General features: G+C 57.1%; 9 protein-coding genes. 2 read left to right on the top strand and 7 right to left on the bottom strand.

Features of this window, described 5'->3' with window-relative positions:
- Positions 1-110: 110 nt before the first annotated feature.
- Positions 111-1,076, bottom strand: coding sequence for a magnesium transporter CorA family protein (locus GGR27_RS08410; protein ID WP_168036974.1), 966 nt, complete (start codon positions 1,074-1,076; stop codon positions 111-113).
- A gap of 336 nt (positions 1,077-1,412) precedes the next feature.
- On the opposite strand from GGR27_RS08410, the gene GGR27_RS08405 reads away from it, so the two are divergent.
- Entirely contained in the window at positions 1,413-2,846 is a 1,434-nt protein-coding gene (locus tag GGR27_RS08405; RefSeq protein ID WP_168036973.1) for a DUF389 domain-containing protein, read from the top strand.
- A 74-nt stretch (positions 2,847-2,920) separates the two neighbouring features.
- On the opposite strand, the gene GGR27_RS08400 is transcribed toward GGR27_RS08405, so the two are convergent.
- From GGR27_RS08400 to GGR27_RS08385, 4 genes are all read right to left on the bottom strand, one after another.
- Positions 2,921-3,694 carry a phosphatase PAP2 family protein gene (locus GGR27_RS08400; protein ID WP_168036972.1) on the bottom strand — a complete coding sequence of 258 codons (774 nt, stop codon included), beginning with the start codon at positions 3,692-3,694 and terminating at the stop codon, positions 2,921-2,923.
- Positions 3,694-5,838 carry a methionine--tRNA ligase gene (gene metG / locus GGR27_RS08395; protein ID WP_168036971.1) on the bottom strand — a complete coding sequence of 715 codons (2,145 nt, stop codon included), beginning with the start codon at positions 5,836-5,838 and terminating at the stop codon, positions 3,694-3,696. The genes GGR27_RS08400 and metG overlap by 1 nt, the downstream gene beginning before the upstream one ends.
- Before the next feature lie 278 nt (positions 5,839-6,116).
- Positions 6,117-6,791, bottom strand: a complete 675-nt coding sequence (locus GGR27_RS08390) for an SGNH/GDSL hydrolase family protein (protein ID WP_168036970.1) — start codon at positions 6,789-6,791, stop codon at positions 6,117-6,119.
- An 82-nt stretch (positions 6,792-6,873) separates the two neighbouring features.
- Entirely contained in the window at positions 6,874-8,403 is a 1,530-nt protein-coding gene (locus GGR27_RS08385) for a lipopolysaccharide biosynthesis protein (RefSeq protein ID WP_168036969.1), read from the bottom strand.
- 145 nt (positions 8,404-8,548) lie between these two features.
- On the opposite strand from GGR27_RS08385, the gene GGR27_RS08380 reads away from it, so the two are divergent.
- The gene (locus GGR27_RS08380) at positions 8,549-9,787 is read left to right on the top strand and encodes an ABC transporter permease (protein ID WP_168036968.1); all 1,239 of its coding nucleotides are present in this window, start codon (positions 8,549-8,551) and stop codon (positions 9,785-9,787) included.
- 192 nt (positions 9,788-9,979) lie between these two features.
- Here the strand turns inward: GGR27_RS08380 and panD are convergent, their stop codons facing one another.
- Together panD and panC are read right to left on the bottom strand one after the other, a co-directional pair.
- Positions 9,980-10,324 carry an aspartate 1-decarboxylase gene (panD, locus tag GGR27_RS08375; RefSeq protein ID WP_168036967.1) on the bottom strand — a complete coding sequence of 115 codons (345 nt, stop codon included), beginning with the start codon at positions 10,322-10,324 and terminating at the stop codon, positions 9,980-9,982.
- A 101-nt stretch (positions 10,325-10,425) separates the two neighbouring features.
- Positions 10,426-11,277, bottom strand: a complete 852-nt coding sequence (gene panC, locus GGR27_RS08370; RefSeq protein WP_168036966.1) for a pantoate--beta-alanine ligase — start codon at positions 11,275-11,277, stop codon at positions 10,426-10,428.
- Positions 11,278-11,620: the final 343 nt, after the last annotated feature.

Below are 11,620 nucleotides of genomic sequence, written 5' to 3'. Positions count from 1 at the left end.
TAGTGGTTTAATTATAACCCGGCCAATTACCCGCGACAGTTTGCTCCTCCGTAATTTACCCTGCACCCGCGACCGCGCCTAAGGCATCTTTGGCTACGTATTTAAACCCATTAAAACATACGCTGCCGCCGGAAATAGTAAATCGTCCCGAAACTAAGCAGAACGGAGATTAGAATGATGGCCAAAAACGCAAATAAGTTCGATTCCCCCTGGAAAGGGACGGCAACGTTCATGCCGAAAAAGGAGGCGACGACCATCGGCACGGTCAGGACGATCGTGATGAGTGTAAGGCGCTGAATGGTGATGTTTAGGTTGTTGCTGATAATGCTACCGTAGGCATCCATCGTCCCGTTCAGGATGTTCGTGTAGATGTTCGCCATTTCCAACGCCTGGCCGTTGTCGATAATGATGTCTTCGAACAGGTCCGTTAGGTCCTCGTCGTGGCGGATAATTAGAAAATCGGTCCGTTTCATTTTGGCTTTGAGGAGTTCGTTACCGTTCAGCGCGTTAATGAAATAAACGAGGGACTTTTCAATACTCAGCAATTGTTTCAATTCGCGATTACGGCTGCTGTCGTACAGTTCCTGCTCGATTAAATTACGTTTGATGTTCAGCCGTTTTAGACAGGTCAGGTACCGGTAAACCGTATTCTCCAAAATGCGCAGCACGAATTTTGCCTGTTGCTGCGGGTCGACATTTTTAATCTTATTTTCCGAAAAGAGCCTTAGCACCGGATGGTTCTCGTTGCTGGTGATGGTGATCACGTTGCGGGGCGTGATGATGATACCGAGCGGGACGGTGACGTAGATTCCTTCGTTAGCCTCCTCACTCCCTTCTACCGTAGAAAGCACCGGGGTGTTGACCACAATTAACCGGTCCGCTTCCTCGCGTTGGTAGCGGGACCGCTCGTCGGTGTCGAGGGGGTCGGTAAGAAAATCGAGCGGCAAGTCATGGCGGGCGGCCAGGTCCTTCAATTCATCCACGACGAAAGGTGGGCAAAGCTGGATCCAACAGCCATCTTCGCGTGCTTCCAACTGTTCCAAACGTGCGCTCCGGTAGGCGTAATAGCTGGTCATAGCAGAGGGGTTTGGTGAACGGGGGGGCAAAGATAGCCGATTGGTTGCCGTTCAAAGCATCATTTGCCCGTAGCCGCCCCGCGGCGAGGAAAACAAACCCGAAGACGTAACGCGGACGTACCGGCGGGCCGCTAAAACACTACGTCCGAAAAATTAAATCTATTTCCAAGTCTAGAGGGCTGAGGAACGAGGCCTTGGGCAACACCAGTAACGGGCGGGGAGGATACGGCTTGCGACGGATCAGCCGCGCCCGAATTGTTACCATACCCCAACGATCATTCGCCCGAAGTTTCGGTTTAGAAAGCTGTGCGCCAATGGAAACGAGCGCGGCTAACCATGGCGATAAAAGACGACACCCTTCCCCAAAGCGACCCAGAACTTAAAGAAGCCACCCCCGGCGAGAACTTTAAGGCCTGGTTCGATGACTTTCTCAACCTACGGATCGGTAGTGACCGGGCCGGCGCGGTAGCGTCCATCGTGAACGGCAAGCAGATGCGTGGCTCCAATGCCTGGATGCTCGTCTGCTCGATTTTGATTGCGAGCCTGGGGCTGAACCTTAACTCCGGGGCGGTCATCATCGGCGCGATGCTGATCTCGCCGTTGATGAACCCGATTCTCGGTATCGGACTGGCCGTGGGGACGAACGACTGGCCCATGCTCTGGCAGGCGTTGAAGAACTTCGGCATTTCCATGGTTATTGCCCTGACCGCCAGCACGCTCTACTTCGTACTGACCCCCATCCACAATTTCACTCCGGAGATGCAGGGGCGGACCGAACCCACCATCCTGGACGCGCTCGTAGCCGTTTTTGGCGGGCTGGCGGGCATCATTTCCGTCACGCGCGAGGACAAAACGAACGCCATCCCGGGCGTAGCCATCGCAACGGCCCTGATGCCGCCACTGTGTGTTTCCGGCTACGGCATTGCCCTGGCGTGGAGTGACCCCGAATTGGGTTTTCTCGTCTTCTGGCGGTCGTTTTACTTGTTCTTTATCAACTCCTTTTTCATCGCGGTAACCGCGTACATCATCATTCGGCTACTGCGGTTTCCCTACCGCAAGTACCTGAACAAGGCGGAGGCTCGCCGCAGTTTATTTATCGTCCTGGCGATCAGCATTTTGATGATCCTACCCAGTGTGTACATTCTGCGGGACGTGCTGAAGCGGCAGAAAGAGGAAGTAGCCGCGCGGGAGTTTACCGAACGGTATTTCCCCAGCAGCGCATCCACTTACAACCTGGAAAGAGACGAGCAAAAACACCCGCTCCTCATCTACCCCATCAAGGATCGGATGATGAGTTCGGACAGCATAAACTACTACACGGAAATCCTCCGTGCCCCGCCCTACAACCTGGAAAACGCGAGGATCGTGACGGATACCGCTTTCACCAGAGCCAATTTGCAAAGCAGGCAGGCCATCGTGAGTTACGAACAACGGCTGGCTGACCTGGAATTTCGGCAGCAAGCACTCACCCGGGAAGTAACGAAAGCCGCCGAGTTGCCCGACGAATTCACGGATTCCACCGCCTTCGCGCGCATGGAACAACAAGTCAAAATTGCATTCCCTACCGTACAAACTATTGCGTTGAGCAAGGCCCGGGTGAGTAATGACTCACTGCCGTTCGGAGAATTACCCCTGGCGGTGCTGGACATCGTTCGACCCGGCAAAACCCCGGAACCGGCGGTGATGGAACGCGAGCGGCAGCAGTTGTCCCGCTATTTTGCTTCCGCGCTGCGCCGGGACTCCGTGATCGTCGTAATCTGGAACAGATAGTGGAATAAGCTGCGGAGTAGCAGCAATTACGACGGATTAAGACACCGCTAAGAGCGTTAAAAGCTTCTACAGCGCTATCCCGCTTGGAGCGCAACTTTTCCGCTCTCCCCGTCAATTATCCTGATCGCTGCATCACTGTCACTGACGCCTAATATTTGCCGAGACCGGGACAAGACCGGTTCGTGAATGTTATAAATACGGCTCGCGATAAAATAGCCGAGTAAGCAGCCGGCAATCGCGTCCGTTGGCCAGTGTTTCGCCGCTTTTACGCGCAGGTAGCCCGTGTAGCCCGCCATGAACCCCGTCAGCACCCAGGCGGCTACCTCGAGAATTTTCGCCTCGGTACCTTCCCCGACTAGTCTGGCAAAAAGTACGACCCCGAGGGTGGCGTGAGATGCGTGACCGGAAAGAAAGGCGGCACGATCGTTCCGGGATAGCTGGGTGTCCTCTGGAAAGTTGTCGTTAAAAACATAGGGGCGTGGCCGGTTCGCACTATTTTTGATAACGGAGGTAGCCCCGAAGTTCAGGATCATGGCTTCGGCCCAAAGTAAAAAGATGTGGGAGCGATTTGGGCGCTGACGCGGGTGCAGGGCCGCCAGGAGGGGCAAGGCCGGGCCACCGTAGAGGCCGACATCCGCAAGCCGCGCGGCCCGCAGGTCGACGTCTTTGTACGCCAACCAGTCGAAGGGATTATTAGATCCCGCTCCCGGGTTCCGCAGATCGCCGATGCGTACTGGCGTGATGGACCGCCGGTCCAACCAGTGAGCTAGCCCGATTAGCGCAACGCCGGTTAGCAACCGCGCGGCACTCCCTACCCCCGTACGTTCCGTGAAGATTGATGTTCTCATTATCTGACCGTCCAACCGTTTCCAAAATCAGCCGGCGGGCTGACGAACACCAGTTTACCCTCCGCGTCTTCCGCCATCAGGATCATCGCTTCACTCAGTACGCCGGCCATTTTACGGGGGGCGAGGTTCGTGACCGTCACGACTCGCTTACCGATCACTTCTTCCGGTGAGAAGTGCTTCGCGATGCCGGACACGACGGAACGCTCTTCGCTGCCCAGGTCGATGGTGAGGTGGAGTAATTTGCTTGACTTCTTGACTTTTTCGGCCGTCAGTACGGTGGCCGTCCGCAGGTCGAGTTTCGTAAAATCATCGAAGGATACTTCGGCCTTTGCCGGTTCCCGCGCTACGTCGGATGCATTGGCTTGGGCTTCTAATTCATTTTTGGCTTCCAAAGCAGCCTGCATCTTATCGCGCTGTTTTTGGATGATGGCGTTGCGGCTATCGTCTTTCCGGTCGATGATTTTGGGAAATAATACGCCGGCGTGGCCAATGACGGCACCCGCTTCCCGTAATGACTTGCCCTGGCTCAGTCGCTGGATGGCTAGCTTCCAGGCGTTATCCTCGGCCGGAGTTTGGTAGATTATTTCGCGCAGTTTTGCGGCGGCCTCCGGGATGAACGGTGCGGCGGCCAATGAAAGCGCGGCGGCGATCTGAATGGAGTTAAACATTGTCGTTGCGATGGCGGGGTCCGCAGGGTCCGCCTTGAAGAGTGACCAGGGGGCGGCGTCCTGGAGGTAGGTGTTCCCATAAGTAGCCAACTCGACGAAAGCGGTCGCGGCGTCCTTAAAGCGGTACCCTTCGATGTCGTCACCAATGCTGTTGAGGCTAGCGAATAGCTGATCGTTAACGCTGGTCACGTCCTCGTTAGTAGACGTTACTTCCGGGACTTTTCCGTCAAAATACTTGTGCGTCAGCACGGTAACGCGGTTGACGAAATTGCCCAGCTTGTCGGCCAGGTCCTTATCGTGGTACTCCGTAAAGCCATCCCACGTAAAATCCGCGTCTTGCTGCTCCGGAAGATTACGGATCAGCGCCCAGCGAAGCGCGTCGGCGGCGTTGGGGAAATCTTTGAACTCGTCGACGTATTCCTGCAACTCGATCCCCCACCCCCGCGACTTAGAGAATTTATCTCCCTCGAAGTTGAGGAACTGGTTGGCCGGTACGTTTTCGGGCAGGTTAAAGTCGCCGTGGGCCTTCAGCATGGCCGGGAAGACGATGCAGTGAAAAACGATGTTGTCCTTACCAATGAAGTGCACGAGGCGGGAGTCGTCGGCTTTCCACCATTTTTCCCAGTCGCCGCCGGTTTCTTTTGCCCACTGTTTCGTGGCGGAAATGTAACCGATCGGTGCGTCGAACCACACGTAAAGCACCTTCCCTTCCGCCCCCTCGACGGGTACTTGGATGCCCCAGTCGAGATCCCGCGTGATGGAGCGCGCCTGTAAGCCCTGGTTCAGCCAACTCATACACTGACCGATAACGTGCTTCTTCCAGTCTTTCGGGTCGTGGAGCTGAACGCCGTCGAGCTTACCCTCCTGTATCCAAGTCTTTAACCACGCCTCGTGCTCGTCGAGGCGGAAGAACCAGTGCTTCGTTTCGCGTAGTTCTGGCTTGGTGCCCGTGACGACGGAAACGGGGTTAATCAACTCCGTGGGGCTCAGATCGCGCCCGCACACTTCGCACTGGTCGCCGAAGGCTTCCGGGTTACCACAATTGGGGCATTCGCCCTTGATGTAGCGGTCGGCGAGAAACTGGTCAATTTGGGGGTCGTAGTACTGTTGCGTGGTTTTTACTTCGAACTGGTCGCCACGTTCGAGGAGTTTTTTAAAGAATTCCTGACTCGTTTCGTGGTGCAGTGGGTCGCTCGTGCGGTGGTAGTAATCAAAACTGATGCCGAGAGCGTCGAAGCTGCCCTTATTAAGGTGGTGGTATTTGTCGACGATCGCTTGCGGCTCGATGCCTTCCTTCTTCGCCCGCAAAGTGATGGCAGCGCCGTGCTCGTCCGAGCCACACACCCAGAGCACTTCCCGGCCGCGCAGGCGGAGGTAGCGGGCGTAGATATCCGCGGGGAGGTAGGCGCCGGCTAGGTGGCCTAGGTGGAGGGGGCCGTTGGCGTAGGGGAGGGCGGAGGTTAGTAGGGTGCGCATTTTTGGTCTTTGGTCTGGGGGCTGTAGGCGGGTAGGCTGTAGGCTGTAGGCGTGTAGGCGTGTAGGCGGTAGGCGGTAGGCGGTAGGCGGTAGGCGGTAGGCGGTAGGCGGTAGGCGGTAGGCTGTAGGCGGGTAGGCGGTAGGCGGGTAGGCGGTAGGCGGGTAGGCGGTAGGCGGTAGGCGGTATATACGAATTCTATACTTTCGGGGATGTTCTATCGCCTACTTGCCTACCGCCTACTCTTCCTACCGCCTAATTCTTCCTACCGCCTGGTAAACTAGTAACAGGATTCTAGGACAGCTTCGGCAATCATCACGTAGCCTTTTTTGTTCTTTCGGAAGTGAACGCCGTCGTCGGAGTGTTCCAGCGCGGCGGGGCCGGGGTTGGTTTGTAGGTCGACAAAACAGTGGCCACGGTCGGTGGCGATTTGGCGGTAAGTTTCGGTGATTCTTTTGGTGCAGGCGGTGGCACCGGCGAAGTTGGGGCTCACGTCGGTATCGTCGAGGGGGGCGGGGGCGAGGATGACGATGCGGGGGATTTCTTGGCCGCGCTCGGTGAAAAACGTGGCGGTACGGTCGAGGAGGGTTTCGAGATTGGTGCCTATTTCACCGTGCCGGTCCGTGAATTCGACTTTGCAGTCGTTGGTGCCGAGGCCGATGAGAATTTCGTCGATGCTGCCGAGCTCGGCGTAACCGTTGCGGAGGTACGAAGTCAGGTTTTCGAGCGTGTTCATCGAAAGATCGCCGCCGTAGTTAAAACCAATCGTGTTCCCACTCAGCGAGGTGTTGTACAGGCCGCCGCCGCCGCGGAGTTGCTGAAGCTGAGCGACCCAACCTTCCCCGACACCGTTGCTATCGCCGATGACGAGCAGATTCTTTTTGCCCAGGGGTGGGTTACAGGCGGCCAGCAGGAGCGTGAGTACACCAAGGACGAGGGTAAGGATGCGGTTCATAAATGGGCGTTTTGACCTTAAAGATTCGGCAGTGCTGAATTGGGCGCAGCCCCGATAGCTATCGGGGGTGCAAAGAAACGGATTATTGAGCGGGGTTAGTCGGCTGTTTGCGCCGGAGGACCGACCGTAACCAATTTTTTTCCAGCCAGCCGAGAATCGCGAGCAGCCCCAAAAACACGGCTATCCGTCCCACAAAACCCTGCACCTGCGACAGCGCCCCGTACACCACCGCGCAACTCACCATGACGTACACCACAATGCGCCCGATGGGGTAAGCAACCGGAAAATACCGCCACGTAACCCCCCACGCCAGCGCGCACATCAGCAAATAACAGGCGAACATCGCCGCGGCCGGCGCAATGATGCCGTACGCACCGATGAAGAAAATGCCGACCCCAGCGCACACCAAACTCCCCGCCAGCGCGATGGCCCCGCCGAGGTAAGTCTTGTCGGTCAGCTTGTATGCGATGGAAAAGTTGCTGTAAAGCCCGAAACAGAAATTACCCGCCAGCAGGAAGGGCAGGACGACCAGGCCCTCCTGCAGGTCATCACCGATGAACACCTTGAGCCAGGGCAAAAAGATCATGATGCCCGCGCAGGCCAGTACCCCAACCAGCGCGTAAGCCCGGGTGGCGTCCGCGAAAATCTGTTTGTCCGCCTTATCCAGGTCGTTCCCCGCCTGCCGGAAAAAGAACGGCTCGGCGGCGTAGTTGAAGGCGGTCACGAACAGATTTAGAATTACCGCGAGTTTCAGTGCGGCCGAGAATTGACCGGACCAGTAGAGGTTCTCCGTGGTTGTGCCGCCCATAAATTCCTGGATGATGTAGGGCCCGGAAAGAGCATTAAAAATTCCGGCCACGCCCACCAGCGTCAACGGCGCGCTGTAAATCAGCATCCGCCGTAAGACCGGCGCATGTCCTGCGTTGTCCTTCGCCAGTAATTCATTACCCAACCGTTTTGCGGGTCGCAGGCGGTAGCGGTACAAACCATCCAGCAGAAGCACCAAGTACCGCAGGGCGGCGGGGATGGCGATCGTAGCGAGGTAGTAGGTAACTTGGTAGTTAGGATCGTACACCAGGCCAAGTAAGGTTCCCCAGTCCGGCCAGAAGTCAAGCAGTAGGTAGAGTAAAGCCAAGCTGAGCAATGTCGCCCCCAGGTTCACCGCGACGAACAGCCACGCCCGGCGCTCCAACCGCAACCGGGCCAGGGGAACGGCGCTCAGGCAATCGAACGCGACCGCCAACAGGAATACCACTACGTAGCTGGGCCGGTCCGGATAATGAATCCAGTCCGCCACCTGGTTCGACAACAATAGCCCGAGCCCGACGACCACGATTACCACCGCGACCACGAAAGTCTGCGCCCGCACGAACACGGCGCGCGCGTCGTGCTCCGCCCGGCTCGCGAAGCGAAACACGACCGTATCCATCCGAAAAACAAGTAGCGCCGTCAACAACCCGATGTACATGAACAGCACGCCGACGACGCCGTAATCTTCACTCACCATCGCCCGGGTCAGGAAGGGCGTCACCAGCACGAACGTGAGCAGCCGGGGCAAAATATTCGCCAGGCCGTAGATGATCGTCTCGCCGCCGAGTTTTTTTAGGGACATGGGGCGCGAAGGTAACGCCGGCTACCGGGTTACGGAGACTACCGGTTAGCCCTACAACTTGTACAACCCAACGCTCGGCACCCGGTAGCCGTCATTCGTCGAATACCCCACGCACTAAACCCCGGCCTACCGTACATTTACCCACATGGATTTTATGGAGAACATCCGCGTCGCCCTGCGCAGCGTGAACGCTAATTTATTACGGGCATTACTGACCACGCTCATCATTGCCGTAGGTATTATGGCCCTCGTCGGTATTCTGACGGCCATCGACGCGGCCATTTATTCGCTGTCTTCCAACCTGTCCAGCGTGGGGGCCAACACGATCGAGATCAACCGCCTCAGCACCGAGGTGCGGGGCAACGGGCGGCGGGGGCAGCGGAAGCAGTCCGATCCCTTCACCTTCGACCAGGCCATCGAATTCGCCGACCGCTACAATTACCCCGCCGACGTCAGCATCAGCACCCGCACCACCGGTGCTACGGTCGTCAAGTACGCCGAACTGGAGACGAACCCGAACGTATCCGTCTACTGCGCAACGTCCAACTACCTAACCACGAAGGGCTACGAGATCAGTGCCGGCCGCAACATTACCAACAAGGAAGCGACGGAAGGTGGCAACGTCGCGGTGATCGCCTCCGATTTGATCGATGATTTATTCGACGGCAACGCGGAAAGTGCCGTAGGTAAAGAAATTTCTTTCGGGGCTCTGCGCCTACTGGTCGTTGGAACCCTCGAACCCCGGGGCAGCTCGATGAACACCAGCCAGGATCGCCGCGTCATCATCCCCCTCCAGACCGGCAAGCGGTACTACGGGTCGAGCCAGACGAGTTACGATATCCTCGTTGCCATCAGCGACCCGACTAAAGTAGAGGCGGCGATGGGTGAGGCCACCGTAACCATGCGCGGCGTACGCCGACTCAGAGCCGGGGAGGACAACGATTTTGAGGTAGAAAACAGCTCCGACCTCGTTAGCATCATTAAAGACAACACGGTAACCCTGCGCGCGGCGGCCCTGGGCATCGGCCTGATTACCCTACTCGGGGCGGCCATCGGGCTGATGAACATTATGTTAGTATCCGTCACGGAACGGACGCGGGAGATCGGCGTCAGAAAAGCACTGGGCGCCACGCGGCGCAACGTGCTCCTACAGTTTCTGATCGAGGCAATCGTGATCTGTCAGATTGGTGGCGTCCTGGGCATCATCCTCGGCGTAGCGGCTGGCAACGGGGTCGCGGTGGCCACCGGCGGAAATTTCATCATGCCGTGGGTCTGGATCGGCATGGCGTTCGTTACCTGTACGATCGTCGGGCTGCTGGCGGGGATTTACCCGGCGATGCGGGCGGCGGCGCTGGACCCGATCGAGTCTTTGCGCTACGAATAGTGAAGCCTGCAAAGTGGAAAGCTAAATCGGGGAAACGGGGAACACAAAAGGCACAAAAAGAGAAAGAAAAGCACAAAAGATGTATGGTCTGAGCTTGCTACTTTAGTTTATTTTGTGCTTCTGTGTTTTTGTGGCCAAAAAATCCACCATAGTTTGACCCAGCAAACTTTGCCACGTGCACCATGCTTCACTCTACAACTGATTCCCTTCCCGCGGAAAGACCAACTTAGGTTCAAAAACCAGTGCCTCCTCCTCCGTCATGTAGCCGTAGGCGATGATGATGACCACGTCGCCCACCTGGCAGCGGCGCGCGGCGGCTCCGTTGAGGCAGATGATGCCCGAGCCTTCCTCGCCCCGGATCGTGTAAGTTTCGATCCGTTCGCCATTGTTATTATTGACAATCTGTACCTTTTCGCCTTCGATGATGCCGGAGGCGTCGAGCAATAGCCCGTCGATGGTGATGGAGCCCACGTAATGCAGGTCGGCCTCGGTGATGGTGGCCCGGTGAATTTTTCCCTTAAACCGTTGAATGAGCATATATCGACTACTTAGTTGGAACGCGGCGAACTTGCCCCATTCCGGTGGTGGGACGCCGTAAGCGCCCGCAAAGAAACGTACTAATTCGTTAAGGGTTGAATTTATGTTGTCCGGACAATGAAATTATCAATCAGCCGCACGGGCCCGCAGTGGACGGCGGTCGCCACGACGATCTCGCGGGCGGCCTGGCCTTCCCGCCAGGGCTGCAGCGTGTCGCCGTCAAAGATGCTGACGTATTCCGGGGCGAGCAACGGGTGGCGCGTTAATTCGTGCAGCGCTCGTTTTTCGAGGGCGCGGGGTTCCCAGTTGGCGCGGACGCAGGATGCAATGGCCTTCAGGTGGAGATTGATGCTGGCGGCGGCATTGCGTTCTACCTCACTCAGGCGGCGGTTACGGCTGCTGAGGGCCAGGCCGTCTTGCTCCCGTACGGTCGGGATAACTTTGATCGCTACGTCGAGTTTCATTTGGCGCACGAGCGAGCGCACTATGCCTACTTGCTGGTAATCTTTCTGCCCGAGGAACAGGGTCACCGGCCGGACTACGTCGAGCAAGCGGTACACCACCTGCGCGACCCCGTCGAAGTGGCCGGGCCGTTCGGCGCCTTCCATGACTTCTACGAGCGGTCCGAAATCCAGGCCGGTAGTGGGGTCCCGATAATGCTCGGGATACACGTCTTCCTCGCTGGGTAGGTACAGCACGTCACAGCCATTTGCCGCCAACAGTAGTGCGTCTTCCCTTGGAGTTCGGGGGTAAGCCACTAAGTCCGTCGCTTGATTAAATTGTGTAGGGTTGACGAAAATGCTGGCAACGATCAAATCGTGTGTCGTGCCGGCCGCCCGGATGAGCGCCACGTGCCCGTCGTGGAGCGCGCCCATGGTCGGTACGAAGGCTATCAGGCCCGGTACTGTATCCAAGTAAGTACGTAGCGACGCGGCGGTACGGAATGTCTTCATGCGTGTTCTGATTCTACGGGGCGGGCGGTCAATTGTTAGCCTGAATTTGGTGGGACCGGGACTAGCCTTGCTTAATAAACCAACCTCAGGCGCGACGCCCTGACCAAATAATAGCGCGGAAACGTACCATTATCATTTTAATTATTTGGCAAACTCCGCCAACTAATGGGGTAAGCGGCGGCGAAGATAGGCCGTGTGCGGATTATTTCGTAAATTTGCACTTTGCCGCGACAGGAGAAGCCCTTGACAAGGTTCGGTTTGCGATCTCCGAATACTTCTTTTGTCGACCCCCATTACACCCCGGGCCCAGCGAGCGCCCGCGTTTTCTAAACGATAGATACTG

The organism is Neolewinella antarctica, from assembly GCF_011927835.1.
Taxonomy (GTDB): domain Bacteria; phylum Bacteroidota; class Bacteroidia; order Chitinophagales; family Saprospiraceae; genus Neolewinella; species Neolewinella antarctica.
The sequence above is the reverse complement of the archived record's forward strand: the minus strand, read 5'-3'. Positions and strand labels throughout refer to the sequence as shown.

Coding starts and splice junctions, on each gene's coding strand:
- GGR27_RS08400 (WP_168036972.1), bottom strand. CDS start 3,694: ATGAGAACATCAATCTTCACGGAACGTACGGGGGTAGGGAGTGCCGCG.
- panC (WP_168036966.1), bottom strand. CDS start 11,277: ATGAAGACATTCCGTACCGCCGCGTCGCTACGTACTTACTTGGATACA.
- GGR27_RS08380 (WP_168036968.1), top strand. CDS start 8,549: ATGGATTTTATGGAGAACATCCGCGTCGCCCTGCGCAGCGTGAACGCT.
- GGR27_RS08385 (WP_168036969.1), bottom strand. CDS start 8,403: ATGTCCCTAAAAAAACTCGGCGGCGAGACGATCATCTACGGCCTGGCG.
- GGR27_RS08405 (WP_168036973.1), top strand. CDS start 1,413: ATGGCGATAAAAGACGACACCCTTCCCCAAAGCGACCCAGAACTTAAA.
- panD (WP_168036967.1), bottom strand. CDS start 10,324: ATGCTCATTCAACGGTTTAAGGGAAAAATTCACCGGGCCACCATCACC.
- metG (WP_168036971.1), bottom strand. CDS start 5,838: ATGCGCACCCTACTAACCTCCGCCCTCCCCTACGCCAACGGCCCCCTC.
- GGR27_RS08410 (WP_168036974.1), bottom strand. CDS start 1,076: ATGACCAGCTATTACGCCTACCGGAGCGCACGTTTGGAACAGTTGGAA.
- GGR27_RS08390 (WP_168036970.1), bottom strand. CDS start 6,791: ATGAACCGCATCCTTACCCTCGTCCTTGGTGTACTCACGCTCCTGCTG.